Genomic DNA, 14,633 nt, shown 5'->3' on the forward strand with positions numbered 1-14,633 from the left:
GAAGCGTTCATGAAGAACGCGGGCTAGAACCCCGCCTTCTTGATCCGCTCCACCGCTTCGGCGAGGCGCTCTTTCGTGGTCGTCACGGTCATGCGGATGTAGCCCTCGCCCGGCTCGCCGAAGCCGTTGCCCGGCGTCGTGACGATGCCGGCCTTCTCCAGCAGGTGCGCGGTGAAGGAAGTCGAGGTGTAGCCCTTGGGCACGGTCACCCAGACGTAGAAGGCCGCGGGCGGCAGGGCCACGTCCAGGCCGAGCTTCTGCAGGCCCGGCACGAGCGTGTCGCGCCGCTCCTGGTAGATCTTCCGCAAGCCGTCGGTGACGGCGTCGTCGAGCCCCAGTGCCGTGATGCCCGCCTCCTGCACGGCCTGAAACACGCCGGAATCCAGGTTGCTCTTGACCTTCCCCAGCCCGGCCAACACCTGCGCGTGGCCCACGGCGAAGCCCAGCCGCCAGCCCGTCATGTTGTAGGTCTTGGACAGGGAGTGGAACTCGATGCCGACCTCCTTGGCGCCCTCGACCTCCAGGAAGCTCGCCGGCCGCTTGCCGTCGTAGTACACCTCCGAGTAGGCCGCGTCGTGGCAGATGATGATCCCGTGCTCCCGCGCGAAGGCGACGGCGCGCTTGAAATAGTCCTTCCCCATCACGACCGAGGTGGGGTTGTTCGGCGAGTTCAGGAACATCAGCTTGGCCCGCCGAGCCACGTCCCTGGGCACCGCGTCGAGGTCCGGGAGAAAGCCGTTCTGCTTGAGCAGGGGCATGACGTGCGCCACGCCGCCGGCGAAGCTCGTGCCGACGGGATAGACCGGATAACCGGGGCTCGGCACCAGGACGACGTCGCCCGGGTTCACGAACGCCAGCGGGACATGCCCGATGCCCTCCTTCGAGCCGATCAGGGTCAGCACCTCGGTCGCCGGGTCCAGCGTGACGTGGAAGCGGCGCCGGTACCAGTCGGCGACGGCCCGGCGGAACGACAGCAGGCCCTCGTAGGAGGGGTACTGGTGGTTCTTGGGGTCGGCGGCCGCCTGCGTGAGCCGCTCGATGATCGGCGCGGGCGTCGGCAGGTCGGGGTCGCCGACCCCCAGGTTGATGATGTCCACCCCGCGGGCGATGGCGGCCCGCTTCATCTCGTCGATCGCGGCGAAGAGGTAGGGCGGCAGCGTCTTGATCCGGTCGGCGTACTCGATCGAGAGTCCGGCCATGCGACGGGGCTCCTTTCGCTCGTTGAGTCGGACGGGTGACGAGGAGGCTTCAGGGTACTTCAGGACGAGGCCGGCAATCAACGTGCGGGCAGCGCGAGCCGGGCGATGAGGCGATCGGCCCATTCCTGCTGGCGGGCAAAGTGCGGCGCGGCGCGGGCCAGCAGCGCGGCGGCATCCAGCCCGGCGCGGCGGAGGTCATCGGGGCATTCCCGGCAGAGGGCCTCCGCCCCCGGCCGCTCCATTTCCAGGTGGAAGAGCAGGCCGTAGGCCCCTTCGTCGTAGCGGAAGGCCTGGCAGGGAAAGAGGTCGGATTGGGCCAACGAGACGGCGCCGGTCGGGAGGTCGAAGCCCTCCCCGTGCCACTGGAACACCTCGAAGGTCGCGGGGAAGGTCCCGAACACCCGGTCCTTGCGGCCGTCCTCGGTCAGCCGCGCCGGCGTCATGCCGATCTCGACGCCGGGTCCCGGCCGGACCGTCGCGCCCAGCGCCCGCGCGAGGAGCTGCGCCCCGAGGCAGACGCCGATCAGCGGTACGCCCCGTTGCACGGCCAGCTTGATGAATTCGATCTCCTCGGCGATCCAGGGGTCGGGATCGTTGACGGACATCGGCCCGCCCATGACGAGCAGGAACTCCCCCGCGTCGTCCGGCAGGCCGTCGCGCGGCACCAGCCGCGGCTCCAGCCGATAGCCGCGCCGCGCCAAGAGGCCGGCGAAGGCGCCCGGCCCCTCGAAGGCCACGTGCTGGAGACAGACCGCGCGCGTCACTGGCCGATCTCCTCCTTCACGCCCCGGCCCGTCGCCCCGCCGGCCGGCCCCTCCGCCGTGCGGCCGTCCGCCCGAACGTCAGGCCGGTCTTCTGCACTTCCTGGTAAGGCAGCAGCCAGACGAGCGACTCGTCGTGGAGGTCCACGACCTGGATGCGGTTGCCCCAGGGGTCTCGGAAGTCGCAGCGGAAGCCGGGGATCGGCCTCAAGCCGTACTTCGTGACGATCTTTCTGCGGACCTCCTCGATCTGCGCCTCGTCCCGCACGATCAGCCCGAAGTGCTTGGCCCGGTCCGGCTGGAGCCGCTCCACCTCGAAGATCGCCATGAACTGGTGCGCGCCGAGCTTGCACCAGACCGCCCCTTCCCCGCCGGTCAACATCTTCATCCCGAAGACGTCCGCATAGAACCGCGCGGCCTTCTTCGCGTCGGACACCTCGATGACGATGTGGTTACAGCCGTAGACCTGGACCGCCATGATCGGCCTCCCCTCTTCGCGTGCGGGCCTCAGTCGAGGCGGCCCATCCGGCCCGCCTGATAGTCGCGCACCGCCTGCACCAGCTCCTCTTGCGTATTCATGACGAAGGGGCCGTACCGGGCGACCGGCTCGCGGATCGGCTCCCCCGCCATCACGAGGATGGTCGCATCCGCCTCCGCCTCGACCAGGACCGGCGCCCCCGAATCCCCGACGGCCGCGAGCGTCGCCTCGCCGATCGGCGCCGAGCCGTTCACCGACGCCGGCCCGCGCAGGACGAACAGCGCGGCCTGCTGCCCGGCGGGCAGCGCCAACTCGACGCGCCGCCCCGCGCTCACGCGGAGGTCGTAGAGCTGCACCGGGGTGAAGGTGCGGGCGGGCCCCGTCACCCCGCGGTAGGAGCCGGCGATCACGCGCAGGCGGCCCGCGCCGGCCGTCAGCTCGACCACGGGAATGTCCCGCTCCCCCAGCGTCTGATAGCACGGCGGCGTCAGCTTGAAGGCCTTGGGCAGGTTCACCCAGAGCTGGATCGCCTCGAGCGTGCCGCCCCGGCGGGCGAAGTCCCGCTCGTGCATCTCCTCGTGGACGACGCCGGACCCGGCCGTCATCCATTGCACGTCGCCCGGTCCGATGATCCCGCCGTGGCCCGCCGAGTCGCGGTGCGCGACGACGCCCTGGTACAGAAGCGTGACCGTCTCGAAGCCGCGGTGCGGATGCTCGCCGACGCCCCTGGGCCGGTCCGTGGGGGGAAAGTCGGCCGGTCCCGCGTAGTCGAGCAGCAGGAAGGGCGAGAGGCGCTCGCCCAGGCCGCCGCTGGGAATGAGGTTGCGCACCGGAAACCCGTCGCCGACCATGTGGGCCGACCCGTGCCGATAGACCGCCGGCGCCGGACCGACCCGCTCGGGTGTCGCCTTCATGGCTTCCATGGGAGCGCCTCCTTCGCATCGCGCCGCATAGGCAAGAGTATAGTTCTAGCTAGGATGAAGTCAAGGGCAAGCTGACCCCCGTAGCCGAGGGGCCCGCCCTGCGCTACAATGGCGCCATGCCGCGCCGCATCCGCAGCGCCGAGGACCTCGCCCTGCTGCTGGAGCACGCCCACGCCTTCCGGGGCGGGCAGATCACGGACCTGCACGTCCACAAGCATCGGCTGCTGGACGAGGCGACCGGCCGCGAGATCCCCGCCGCGACCACCATCACCGCCGTCATCCAGTACGAGCTGCGCGTGCAGACGGCCGGGGGCCTCTGCCCCGTCGCCCGCGTGGCGAAGCTCACCATGCGCGGCGTGACCGACTTCTCGATCTTCGAGCAGGAGGGGGCGGATTGCTCGGAGATCGGCACGATCCACGCCGAGGCCTCGGGTGGACGGCTCCGGTTCTGGTTCGATCCGCACGGCGAGCTCTACGTGATCTGCGACGAGGCCGAGATCGAGGAGGTGTCGCGCCCCGCGTCCGGTCTCCTCGTCCCGCGGGGACGGACGGAATGGACCTTCCAGTCCGTCGGCGGCGCGCTGCCGCCCGTCTCCTGGTTTCTGGATGGGCTCGATCGGGCGGGGCTGCCCTGCGCCTGGCGTGCCGTCAAGCGGACCGCGGGGCACCCGCTCTTGCGCTGGGAGGGCGTCCTGCTCCCGGCCGGGGCGCCGGCCCCGCCGCGGGGCGCGGGTGTGTATGTCCAGGCCTTCGGTCCGCTGGACGGGAGCGCCTTCGGCATCTCGCTGCGGGCATCCGAGGACGGGAAGGTCGGCGACCGCCTGATCGCCGTGCTGGCCGACCTCATCCTCCGGGAGTTCGACGGCACCTGCCTGGCGGGCACGCTGGTGCTGGAGCGGGATGAGTGGCTGGGCTGGCAGGGGCTGGGGCCGGTCGGCCGCGGCGGCGAGGAGCGCCGCTGAGCGGGGGCGGTCAGTGGGCGTGGACGGCCGAGCCGTTCTTGCGGTTGACGCACTCGACCAGGTGCCAGAACCGGAAGGGGTTGACCTTCTCCTTGCGGGCCACGAGCAGCGACGTGCCGTCCAGCACGGTGTCCAGTGAGAGGTCGGTCCGGAAGCCGATGTGCTTGCACAGCGGCGAGATGACCTTCTCCACCGCCGCGATGAGCTTGTTGCCGTTGCTGAAGTGGTTGAGCATGATGATGCGCCCGCCGGGCCGGCAGACGCGGATCATCTCGGTGACGACCTTCCGGTAGTCGGGGACGGCGGTTACGACGTAGGCGGCCATCACCGTGTCGAAGCTGTCGTCGGAGAACTCCATCTGGCCCGCGTCCATCCGGTACAGCTCGATGTGCGTCAGCCCGTGCCGCGCGACCCGCTCCTGGGCCTCCTTCAACATCCCGCCGGAGATGTCGATCCCCACCACCCGCACGTGGCTGGGGTAGAGCGGCAGCGCCAGCCCCGTCCCGACGCCGACCTCCAGGATCCGCTCGCCGGGGACGACCTTCAGGTTGCGGACGGCCGACTCCCGCGACTCGTGGAAAATGCGGCCGAAGATGTGGTCGTAGACCCCCGCATAGTTCGAGTACACCCGCTCGACTTTCTTCAGGTCCATTGAACCCCTGCCTCCACGAACGATGCCCGCTGGCTGGCCCGGCGGCCGGCACCGGAATGTCCTGCCTGGTGCGACGACGAAAGAGATTGTATTGAGGCGGGAAACCGGATGGTGGTGCTTGGTCGGAAGGCCCGCCTGAGCGAAAAATCCGCGTTACTCTAGCCAAAATGCCGGAGCGAGTCAACAGACTCGACTTCGTGCGGTCGGGGGACGCGGGATCGCGGCGCCCGGCCGTCCCCTGTCGGCTCCAGGGGCACTGTGCTATCCTCCCGCCCATGCTGCTCGCCGGTCTGTTCGGGGGCGTCCTGCTCGTCGCGCTCGTGGTCGGGGACTGGGTCCGGTTCACCGGCCTGACGGCGCCCGCCAGCCGGTACGGCTGCACCGTCGCCCGGCGAGAGGACCGGCTCCCCGGCACCGCCGCGGCGGCGCTGGCCGACCGGTTCGACCACCGAGGCCTCCTGGCGCTCCCCCACGGCGTCGCCCGGCTCTTCGCGCGGGAGCGTCGCATCCTGCTCCGGCCGCAGTACCGGCTCTTCTCGCTCCGCTTCCGGACCGCCTGGCCCATCAAAGGCTCGATCGAGTTCGCAGCGGAGGGCGACGCGACGCGCCTCCTCTGCCTCAAGCGGGTGCCCTGGTCCTCCGCGCTCATCACCCTCCTGTGGTTCGCGCTCGTCGGGGTCGGGACGCTGGGCTTCGTGGGCGCCTACCTGGCCGACGGCGGGCTCGCCTCGTTCGCGGGCCTGCTCATGGGCGTCGGGATCACCGCGCTCGGGCTGATGGTCCTCGCGTTCGGCCTGATCGTCGTGACGCTCGCCTACCGGCTCGAGGACCAGCGCTTCTCGCAGGCCTACGAGGAGCTGTGCGCGGCCCTGGCCGGCGACCGGCCCGCGGCGCCGTGAGGGGCTACCGCGTATAGACGTCGAGGAGCGGCTGATACTCGGGGGGGAGCCCGCCGGTCTGCTTGGCCCGCACCAGTCCCGCGATGATGCCCCGGTGCTTCTGGCTCAAGCCCGACTCGACGAAGGCCCGCCGGTAGAAGACCCAGCGGCGGGCGGGCTCCGCGGCGACGCGCGCGCGCTCCTCCGGCGGGAGCGCCGCCAGCGCGGCGGCCAGGTGCGCGACCGCCCGCTCGACGCTGTGGTAGGGCGGGGCCAGCTTGAGCCCCGCGTAGAACAGCTCCAGCGTGCGGCGGAAGTCGTCGCGCAGCGACGGGATCGGCTCGGGGGAGGACGGCGACATGACGATGGTTCGGTTCGACGGCTCCGGCAGGCAGCAGGATAGGCCGACCGACGGCGCGAAGGCAAGGGGCGCGGCGGGGAGGCCGACGGCATGACGCCTGACCTCCGCCGGATGCGCGAGGCGGCCGTGGCGGCGGCCCGCGAGGCGGGCGCGATCCTCCAGGACCACGCCCGACGCGGCTTTCGCATCGAGCACAAGAACGCCGTGAACCTCGTCACGGACGCGGATCGCCGCGCGGAGGCGGCCATCGTCGCCGCCCTCGGCAAGGCCTTTCCCGACCACGAGATCCTCGCCGAGGAGGAGGGGCTGCGTGAGGCCCGCGCCGCGGCCTTCCGCTGGGTGATCGATCCGCTCGACGGCACGACGAACTTCGCGCACGGCCTGCCGCTCTACTGCGTCTCGATCGGGTTGGAGCACGAGGGCCGGCCCGTGCTCGGCGTCGTCTTGGATCCGACGCGGGACGAGCTGTTCGTCGGCGAGGCCGGCGGCGGGGCCACGGTCAACGGCGCGCCGCTCCGCGTCTCGGCCACCGCGACGCTGGACGCGGCGCTGCTCGTCACCGGCTTCGCCTACGACATCCGCGAGACGGCCGACAACAACCTCGACCACTTCTCGCGGTTCGCCCTGCGGGCCCAGGGCGTCCGCCGGCTCGGGGCGGCGGCGCTGGACCTCTGCTACGTCGCGGCCGGGCGCTTCGACGGGTTCTGGGAGCTGAAACTGCACCCCTGGGACATGGCGGCGGGGGTCGTGATCCTGCGGGAAGCGGGCGGGCGGGTCACCGACTTCGCAGGCCGGCCCCACTCGATCTACGGCACGCAGCTCGTCGCGAGCAACGGGCTGATCCACGACGCGATGCTGACGGTGCTGCGGGGGACCTGACCGGCGGCGTCCCCCTCCGCTCCACGTATACAGGGCCGCGGCCGATGGGGTATCATCCCTCCCGGCTCGAGTCGCGAGCGAGGAGGGCGCCATGGCGAGTCAGATTCCCCCGGAGAAGCCGCCGGCCGCGCCGGGCGGCCAGGCGAACGGCGGCGAGCGCGTGTCCTCGGAAGTGGAGCTGCTGAAGGTGGTCGTCGCGCGCGGCGGGCGTCAGGTGAGCGCGCAGTGGGCCATCCATCCCCAGATCAAGCAGGACCTGAAGCCCGAGGAGTGGAAGGAAGTCTCGGACCTCATGGCCAAGGTGACCGGCCTCGTCGGCGCCCGCTTCGCCGAGATCCTGGCGGAGGCCGAGCCCGACCGGCCCGGCAACGCGTAGGCGCCGCCGGGCCCCCCATCACCCATCACGCGGAGCGCGCCATGGACGCCTATTACCATCCCCACGATTTGAAGAAGTTCGCCGACATGGGCAAGGGCGGGAAGGAGCTCTGGGAGAAGTTTTCGAGCTACTACCAGGCCGTCTTCGCCGACGGCGCGCTCACCGAGCGGGAGAAGGCGTTGATCGCGCTGGGCGTCGCCCACGCCGTGCAGTGCCCCTACTGCATCGACGCCTACACCCAGGCCTGCCTGGAGAAGGGCTCCAACGTCGAGGAGATGACCGAGGCCGTCCACGTCGCCTGCGCCATCCGCGGCGGCGCCTCGCTCGTCCACGGTGTGCAGATGCGCAACGTGGCCGAGAAGCTGTCGATGTAGCAGGAGCGGCGCTCCTTCGCTTTCGCGCCTCCCGCGGCAGCTCATCTACGGCTCATCTCCCCGGCCCGCAAGTACCCGAATGCCGCGACTGACCGGCGCCTGCAGTACGTGTTCCCCGCCGGACACCGGTGGGTCAATCAACAGACCGGCGAACAGGGACGCCATCACGTCCACGAGCCGGCCGTCCAGCGTGCCGTCAAGGACGGCGTCCGCAAGGCGGGGATCGCCAAGCACGCCTGTTGTCATACGTTCCGCCACTCGTTTGCCGCGCACGTGCTTGAGGACGGCTCTGATAGTCGAACCATTCAGGAACTGCTCGGCCACCCTGACGTCAAGACCACAATGATCTACACCCATGTCTTGAACCGGGCGGCAAGGGAGTCCGCAGCCCGGCCGACGGGCTGATCGGCACCGTGGGCTCCTGTCAGGTCTAACGGTGCTAGACGGAACCCCATATGACGGCCGCGCGCGAACCAGGAGTCTATTAACCCTCATCCGAAAATACATGGAACGCGGCACTGCCTAAGAGGGAGCGGGTGGCGTGGCGAGCGGGTCCCCCGTCGCCCGCAGCGGAAGGGGCGAAGGGCCCATAGGTTGCCCAACCAGCACGGTCACACAGCGCCCGTACCCCGCCAAACGCCGGAGCGCCCCCCACGGGGGGAGGGGTGGAGCGAGGACGACGGGGGTGGGGGTGAACCATAAGTTCGGCATCTGGCGTTCTGAGATGGGGAATCCGTATGAGGAAGCCGTACGAACTAGAGATGGCGGGCGATACCGCGATGTTGGAACTGCGGGCGACGAGTCTCGAACAACGGGGTTACGTGCAATGAGCGGCCAGCAGCGGAGACCGGCCGACGCGGCTCCACGGGTATAGAAGGTGGCGCGAGAAGGGTCGGATGATCGAGTGCAGTAGCTGCCGGAACGACGCGCGGATCACGCAGGCGACCGGAGCCTTCTACCGCGACCTGCGCGTGACCGTGACGCGGGGCGGGGCTACGTTCCAGAAGAGCATCTGGAAGACGAGGCCCGACCGGCTCCCGGACGGGTTCGCCTGCAAGGCGTGCGGCGAGGTCGTCTCGTTCCCGTCCAAGTGGATCAAGGCCTGGAAGCTGGACGACGCGCCCGCCACGGTCGGGTCGACCCTCGACGTGGACAACCTGCTTCGGGAGATCAAAACTCTCGCCGACGGGGCAACGCTCAATCTCGAGGAGCGCGCGCCGCAGGATGGGAGCTTCAGGGCGTTCTCGTCGCTTGGGGTCGAGCTCCCCGAAGGTCTGGCGGACGGCGCTGTGCGCCGCCGCTGATGCTGCGCGTTGGGCGTCAAGGTAACGCAGTGGCGTGGTGTACAAGGCCGTCAAGGAATCAATAGGTTCCCCCTCAATGTTCTCCCTCATCGAATCCAAAGAAGAAATTGCCAAGGCACAGCGCAAGCTGGAAGCAACCATTCGGCGCGATTCCAAGTCGAAAGCAGTCAAGAACATCGGCTACCCCGGCGGGATAGAATTCCACCTGAATCCGGCGTGAGAAAATTGGTCAGCGTCTTGGCACCTAACGTCACTCGCGGGTTCCACGGACCTTTGGGCATAGGACTGAACCCTACCTTTTAGGTAGCTTTCAGCCCAATCCGCCTGAACAGGAATTCTGCGGTGCCCTGGCTGCGTGGAATGATCAGCTATCACTTTCTCACGCCGGATTCAGGTTCAGAAGAGCCGGAGAAGACGCCCGACCCCGTTTCCCTTTCTCGGCGTGCCCCTCATGGCGGCGCCGTCACCGCCGCGGCTTGACGTGGCCTTCGCCCTTCATCGTCTCGGCGACGTTGGCGTCGTCCACGTAGACCTCGGCCAGCGTCCGGCCGTAGGCGTCGGTGCCCACGGTCAGCATGGCGACCTGGCCGCCGCGCAGCAGCTCGTCCAGCCGCTTCATCGCGTCGAACCCGCCGGGCTCCAGCAGCTCGGGCGCGTTCAGACCCTTGATGCGGATGCGGTCGCCGCCGTAGGCGAAGGTGTCGCCGTCGATGACGTGGATGCGCGCGGCGTCCAGCGTGCGAAGCCGCTCGTCGTCGAGGGGCATATCGAGTCGGGAGCTCGGACTGGAGTCGCGGGCGTGCCGGCGCAAGAAGGTCCAGGGAGAGCGGTGCACGCCGGATCGAAGGGTGGAGCAGGGCCTGCGGATCGCGGGACCGGGGAGGCTGCTCGGTGTGAGCATGACGCAGGGGCGGTGGCGGCTCCGCGGCACGGCGGCCCGCGCCCGCCTGGCTGCGCGCGAGCCCGACGGCGGGTTGCCGACGGCCGGTCGGCCCGAGAGCTTCGGGGCGCCCTGGCCCTTTCCCTGGGGCCCGGCGGCGCCCGCGTGGCCGAGGGCCGGCGTGCCGATGACGATCAGCGCAGCGATGAGCATCGGAGCGAAGAAACGGATGAGGGGACGCATGGCGACCTCCCGTCTCTGGTGAGCCCGGACTCCGTGGAGACCCGGAGCCTCCGGCAACGCCGGAGCGCATACCGCGGGTCCTGCAAGAGCCGTGCGCGGGTTCGGTCTGATCGGGAAGGGGCACCTGTGCGGGAGGAGGCGCGGGGGCCGGGCGGTGGACAAAAAAGAGGCCCGCTCCCGTGTCGAGGACGGGCCGGACGGCATCGTGGGTGGAGAGAACCGGACGCCGCGTCGTGCCGGCGCCCCGCATCTGTTGGAAGGCCTTGGCCTTGTTCGGTCGTGCCTACTGGCACCGAGCGTCAGATGCGCGCCTTCGGTTCCACTCCGGATCCGTCCAGAGTCATCCTCATCGGCTCACGGGAGCGGGCCACCCTTGTCCGGTGGCGTCATGGCTGGCTCCATCACCCCCCTTCAACGCCCGTGAAAACGGTCTTACGATGCGCCCGGCCCGGAGCGAAGTCAAGGTGGAAAATCCTGCCCGCGCGCCGGCGACGCGAGCATATTGCATGCCACGCCGACGGCTCGGGCGACCCGCTGGGGGCCAGGGATCGTCCGGTTGACAACGCCGAAAGGCGCGTGCTGAAATGGCCGCTGGTTCGCGGCCTTTTGCGATGTCGGCAAGGGGGGTTTCGCCATGGACATGTTCGGCAAGGTGGGGCTGGTCGAGATCCCGATCTTGATCGCGCCGGATCAGAAGGAATGGCTCGATCGGATGATCAAGGAAGGCAAGATCGCGATCCCGCCCGGCGGGACGCTGGAGAAGGGCTCGCTCTATTCGATGTTCATCCGGATGCTGCTCCACAACGCGATGGAGGAGCAGCGCCGGCAGGAAGCGCTGGAGGCCGACGAGGACGACGACGAGTAACGGCCTGTATCCTCCCGGAGCCTCCCGTCTCTCTCCGGATACGGACTACAGGCTCTTGAACGCCGCCCGGGCGGCCTTGATCGTCTGTTCGATGTCCGCCGCGCTGTGGGCGGTCGAGAGGAAGGCCGCCTCGAACTGCGAGGGGGCCAGGTACACCCCCTTCGCGAGCATCGCGCGGAAGAACGTCGCGTAGGCCCGGGTGTCGGACTGCTTGGCGGTCGCGAAGTCCACGACCGGCCCCCTGGTGAAGAAGCCCGTCAGCATCGAGCCCACCCGCCGCTGCGTCAGCGGCACGCCCGCCCGTCTCGCCGCCTCGCCCAGGCCCTCCGCCAGGGCCGCCGCCCGCTGCTCCAGTTGCTCGTAGACGCCCCGCCGCTTGAGCCGCGTGAGCGTTTCGATCCCCGCCGTCACCGCGAGCGGATTGCCCGAGAGCGTGCCCGCCTGGTAGACGGGCCCGGCCGGCGCGATCAGCCCCATGATGTCCCGCCGCCCGCCGTAGGCCCCGACCGGCAGCCCGCCGCCGATGATCTTGCCCAGGCAGGTCAGGTCCGGCGTCACGCCGTAGCGCCCCTGCGCGCCGCCGTAGCCGACGCGGAAGCCGGTGATCACCTCGTCGAAGATCAGCAGGCTGTCGTGCGCCCGCGTCAGCTCGCGCAGGGCGGGCAGGAAGTCGGGGGACGGCGGGACGACGCCCATGTTGCCGGCGACGGGCTCGACGATGACGCAGGCCACCTTGCCGCGATGGGTCTCCAGCAGCTTCTGCACGGTCCGGATGTCGTTGTAGGGCGCGGTGAGCGTGTGGCGGGTGAAGTCCGCCGGGACGCCGGGGCAGTCGGGGAGGCCCAACGTGGCGAGGCCCGAGCCGGCCTTGGCGAGCAGGTAGTCGCTGTGCCCGTGGTAGCAGCCCTCGAACTTGATGATCGCGTCGCGCTTCGTGAAGGCGCGCGCCGCGCGGACCGCGCTCATGACCGCCTCGGTCCCCGAGCTGACGAGCCGCACGAGCGCCATCGAGGGCAGGGCCTCCGCGATCATCTTCGCCAACCGCACTTCCAGCGCCGTCGGCGCGCCGTAGCTCGTGCCCCGCGCGGCGGCGCGGGCGACGGCCTGGACGACCGGCCCCGGCGCGTGGCCGAGGATCATCGGCCCCCAGGAGAGCACGTAGTCGATGAACCGGTTGCCGTCCGCGTCGATCAGGCGCGACCCCTTGGCGCGCGCGATGAACAGCGGCCGGCCGCCCACGGACCGGAAGGCGCGCACGGGACTGTTCACGCCGCCCGGGATGTAGTGCTGGGCCTCGACGAAGAGCCGCTCGGAATTCCGTGTCTTCATCCCCTCATCCCCCTCAAAAAACGCGGCGGACCCTAGCATGGGCCGCTCGGCGCGGTCAACCGCGCGGCGGGGACCGGCGACCCGCCCCGCCTTGCCCGCCGCCCCGCCAACTGTGATAGATTGCCCCAGGCGCGACGGGCCACCGCCCATCGCGCGTCACCGCCCATGCGCAAGGCCAAAATTATCTGTACGATCGGCCCGGCCTCCGGCTCGCTGGAGATGCTGGACCGGCTCATCGCGAGCGGCATGGACGCGGCGCGGCTGAACTTCTCGCACGGCTCGCGCGACTGGCACGGCCGGACCGTCAAGGCAATCCGCGAGGCGGCCGGACGGCGGGACACGGCGGTCGCGATCATCCAGGATCTGCAGGGCCCGCGCATCCGGCTGGGCGCCCTGCCGCCCGCCGGGGTCGAGCTGCGACCCGACCAGCGGGTGCGATTGCGCCCCGACGCGGGACCCGGCGCCGCGCCGGCCGGCCCCGGCGACCTGCCGGTGGGCTACGCGCGCCTCGCGGAGGACCTGGCGCCCGGCGCCCGCGTCCTCATCGACGACGGGCTGATCGAGCTGGTCGCCGAGCGGATCGCGGACGGCGCGGTCGAGTGCCTGGTGGTCCGCGGCGGACGGGTCACGTCGCACAAGGGCCTCAACCTGCCGGGCACGCGCATCAGCGAGCTGACGCTCACGGACAAGGACCGGGACGACCTCCGCTTCGGCGTGGCCCAGGGGGTGGATTACCTCGCCCTCTCGTTCGTCCGGAGCCCGGAGGACGTGGCGGCGGCCAAGCGGCTGATCGCCGACTTTGGCGGCGACCAGCCGGTCATCGCCAAGATCGAGCGGCCGGAGGCCCTGGCCTGCCTGGAGGCCCTGCTGGACGAGGCGGACGGCGTGATGATCGCGCGGGGCGACCTGGGCGTCGAGCTGAGTCCGGAGGAGGTGCCGGTGCTCCAGAAGCGGATCATCGCGGCGGCCAACCGCCGGCGCCGGCTGGTCATCACCGCCACCCAGATGCTGGAGTCCATGACGCAGCAGGCGCGGCCCACGCGCGCCGAGGCCTCCGACGTGGCAAACGCGGTGTTCGACGGGACCGATGCCGTGATGCTCTCCGCCGAGACCGCCTCCGGCCGCTTCCCCGTCGAGGCCGTCCAGGTGATGGACCGGATCGTGCGGGAGGCGGAGCGCGGCGCGGAGCCGGGCGTCGTCCGGCTCCGGCAGCCGGAGCGCGGCCCCCTGTCGTTCCAGGAGGCGATCTGCGCGGCCGCCCCCTCCGTCGCGGGCATGGTCGGGGCGACGGCGATCGTGGCGTTCAGCGAATCGGGCACGACGGCCCGGCTGATCGGCAAGCACCGGCCCGCCGCGCCGATCATCGCCTTCACCCCCTTCGAGCCGGTCCGCCGCCGCATGGCCCTCTACTGGGGCGTGCGCCCGCTGACGATGCCGCCGATCGCCCAGACCGACGAGCGCGTGCGCGAGGCGGAGCGGCGGCTCACGGCCGAGGGCCTGGCGGCGCGCGGCGACCGGCTCGTGATCGTGACGGGCGCGCAGGCGTCCCACCCGGGGGGCACGACGTTGCTCAAGCTCCATGCGGTCGCCTGACCTCCGGAAGACCGGCGCGCGGCGCCGGGTCGCGGCCGCGCTGCTCGGCCTCGCGCTGGCGGCCGGCCTGGCCGGCGCCGACGGCCTCGCCATCACCGGCGACCTGACCAAGGACCCGGCCGACATCGTCAAGAAGTACTTCGACCTGGACATGAAGGGCGCCCGGCTGGAGTCGCTGAGCCGCACGGCGCTCAAGCCCTACACGCGCTGGAAGGAGGAACCCGCCTGGGGCTACGTCGTGGTGATCCAGGACTTCCTCGTCCTGGACGAGAGCGCGATGTGGGAGATCCTGGGCCCGCTCGACGTCGTGATCCCCGTCCGGTTCAAGGTGCTCGGCCGCATGTACTGGAACACGGCCGCCTTCATCCCGGAGCCGCGCACCGAGGAGGTGCGGGTACGGGTCGCCGCGGTGCACGACCGCTGGCGCATCCTCGAGCCCCAGGTGCCGCCGCACGTCGGCCGGCCGCGCCTCATCAATTACGTCCGGCAGGCCCAGCTCGACGCGACGGAGCAGGCGGACCGCGACGCCCTGGCCGCGCTGCTGGGGGACCTCAAGCGGGCCGGGCCGTGACGCCG

The 14,633-nt window shown here is 70.6% G+C and carries 18 protein-coding genes and 1 pseudogene; 11 read left to right on the forward strand and 8 right to left on the reverse strand.

The window, feature by feature from the left end:
* Positions 1-23: 23 nt before the first annotated feature.
* The 4 genes from AC1U7O_RS09945 to AC1U7O_RS09960 all read right to left on the reverse strand — a co-directional run bounded on the left by AC1U7O_RS09945 (position 24) and on the right by AC1U7O_RS09960 (position 3,361).
* Positions 24-1,199, reverse strand: coding sequence for an LL-diaminopimelate aminotransferase (locus AC1U7O_RS09945; RefSeq protein ID WP_479894597.1), 1,176 nt, complete (start codon positions 1,197-1,199; stop codon positions 24-26).
* Positions 1,200-1,276: 77 nt separating this feature from the next.
* Positions 1,277-1,963, reverse strand: coding sequence for a type 1 glutamine amidotransferase (locus AC1U7O_RS09950; RefSeq protein ID WP_479894599.1), 687 nt, complete (start codon positions 1,961-1,963; stop codon positions 1,277-1,279).
* Between the two features lie 16 nt (positions 1,964-1,979).
* Complete coding sequence (locus AC1U7O_RS09955; protein WP_479894600.1) at positions 1,980-2,438, reverse strand: VOC family protein; 459 nt, start codon at positions 2,436-2,438, stop codon at positions 1,980-1,982.
* A gap of 29 nt (positions 2,439-2,467) precedes the next feature.
* Positions 2,468-3,361, reverse strand: a complete 894-nt coding sequence (locus AC1U7O_RS09960; RefSeq protein ID WP_479894602.1) for a pirin family protein — start codon at positions 3,359-3,361, stop codon at positions 2,468-2,470.
* A gap of 116 nt (positions 3,362-3,477) precedes the next feature.
* Here AC1U7O_RS09960 and AC1U7O_RS09965 point away from each other — a divergent pair, with 116 nt between their 5' ends.
* The gene (locus AC1U7O_RS09965; protein ID WP_479894604.1) at positions 3,478-4,323 is read left to right on the forward strand and encodes a hypothetical protein; all 846 of its coding nucleotides are present in this window, start codon (positions 3,478-3,480) and stop codon (positions 4,321-4,323) included.
* A gap of 10 nt (positions 4,324-4,333) precedes the next feature.
* Here the strand turns inward: AC1U7O_RS09965 and AC1U7O_RS09970 are convergent, their stop codons facing one another.
* The gene (locus AC1U7O_RS09970) at positions 4,334-4,975 is read right to left on the reverse strand and encodes a class I SAM-dependent methyltransferase (protein WP_479894605.1); all 642 of its coding nucleotides are present in this window, start codon (positions 4,973-4,975) and stop codon (positions 4,334-4,336) included.
* Positions 4,976-5,250: 275 nt separating this feature from the next.
* On the opposite strand from AC1U7O_RS09970, the gene AC1U7O_RS09975 reads away from it, so the two are divergent.
* Positions 5,251-5,874 (forward strand): hypothetical protein, encoded by a 624-nt coding sequence (locus AC1U7O_RS09975; protein WP_479894606.1) that lies wholly within the window; start codon positions 5,251-5,253, stop codon positions 5,872-5,874.
* Between the two features lie 4 nt (positions 5,875-5,878).
* Here AC1U7O_RS09975 and AC1U7O_RS09980 read toward each other — a convergent pair whose 3' ends face one another.
* Positions 5,879-6,214: a hypothetical protein gene (locus AC1U7O_RS09980; protein ID WP_479894607.1), complete on the reverse strand. Its 336-nt coding sequence runs from the start codon at positions 6,212-6,214 to the stop codon at positions 5,879-5,881.
* A 90-nt stretch (positions 6,215-6,304) separates the two neighbouring features.
* On the opposite strand from AC1U7O_RS09980, the gene AC1U7O_RS09985 reads away from it, so the two are divergent.
* From AC1U7O_RS09985 to AC1U7O_RS10010, 6 genes and pseudogenes are all read left to right on the forward strand, one after another.
* On the forward strand, positions 6,305-7,093 hold the full coding sequence (locus AC1U7O_RS09985; protein ID WP_479894608.1) for an inositol monophosphatase family protein: 789 nt from the start codon (positions 6,305-6,307) through the stop codon (positions 7,091-7,093).
* 91 nt (positions 7,094-7,184) lie between these two features.
* Positions 7,185-7,469 (forward strand): hypothetical protein, encoded by a 285-nt coding sequence (locus AC1U7O_RS09990; protein ID WP_479894610.1) that lies wholly within the window; start codon positions 7,185-7,187, stop codon positions 7,467-7,469.
* Positions 7,470-7,510: 41 nt separating this feature from the next.
* Entirely contained in the window at positions 7,511-7,843 is a 333-nt protein-coding gene (locus tag AC1U7O_RS09995) for an arsenosugar biosynthesis-associated peroxidase-like protein (RefSeq protein WP_479894611.1), read from the forward strand.
* A gap of 63 nt (positions 7,844-7,906) precedes the next feature.
* Positions 7,907-8,277, forward strand: a pseudogene (locus AC1U7O_RS10000) (tyrosine-type recombinase/integrase); the annotation flags it as partial.
* Positions 8,278-8,739: 462 nt separating this feature from the next.
* Positions 8,740-9,147 (forward strand): hypothetical protein, encoded by a 408-nt coding sequence (locus AC1U7O_RS10005; protein ID WP_479894612.1) that lies wholly within the window; start codon positions 8,740-8,742, stop codon positions 9,145-9,147.
* A gap of 34 nt (positions 9,148-9,181) precedes the next feature.
* Complete coding sequence (locus AC1U7O_RS10010; protein ID WP_479894613.1) at positions 9,182-9,367, forward strand: hypothetical protein; 186 nt, start codon at positions 9,182-9,184, stop codon at positions 9,365-9,367.
* Between the two features lie 243 nt (positions 9,368-9,610).
* Here the strand turns inward: AC1U7O_RS10010 and AC1U7O_RS10015 are convergent, their stop codons facing one another.
* On the reverse strand, positions 9,611-10,270 hold the full coding sequence (locus tag AC1U7O_RS10015; RefSeq protein ID WP_479894614.1) for a thermonuclease family protein: 660 nt from the start codon (positions 10,268-10,270) through the stop codon (positions 9,611-9,613).
* 634 nt (positions 10,271-10,904) lie between these two features.
* Here AC1U7O_RS10015 and AC1U7O_RS10020 point away from each other — a divergent pair.
* Positions 10,905-11,135, forward strand: a complete 231-nt coding sequence (locus AC1U7O_RS10020; RefSeq protein WP_479894615.1) for a hypothetical protein — start codon at positions 10,905-10,907, stop codon at positions 11,133-11,135.
* A 45-nt stretch (positions 11,136-11,180) separates the two neighbouring features.
* On the opposite strand, the gene hemL is transcribed toward AC1U7O_RS10020, so the two are convergent.
* A complete protein-coding gene (gene hemL / locus AC1U7O_RS10025; protein WP_479894617.1) occupies positions 11,181-12,464 on the reverse strand; it encodes a glutamate-1-semialdehyde 2,1-aminomutase in 1,284 nt (427 codons plus the stop codon).
* Positions 12,465-12,629: 165 nt separating this feature from the next.
* Between hemL and pyk the strand changes: the two genes are divergently transcribed.
* Both pyk and AC1U7O_RS10035 read left to right on the forward strand, forming a co-directional pair.
* Entirely contained in the window at positions 12,630-14,057 is a 1,428-nt protein-coding gene (gene pyk / locus AC1U7O_RS10030; protein ID WP_479894618.1) for a pyruvate kinase, read from the forward strand.
* Positions 14,044-14,628, forward strand: a complete 585-nt coding sequence (locus AC1U7O_RS10035; protein WP_479894619.1) for a hypothetical protein — start codon at positions 14,044-14,046, stop codon at positions 14,626-14,628. The genes pyk and AC1U7O_RS10035 overlap by 14 nt, the downstream gene beginning before the upstream one ends.
* Positions 14,629-14,633 lie beyond the last annotated feature (5 nt).

The sequence above is a fragment of the Candidatus Nitrospira neuquenensis genome (assembly GCF_979578155.1).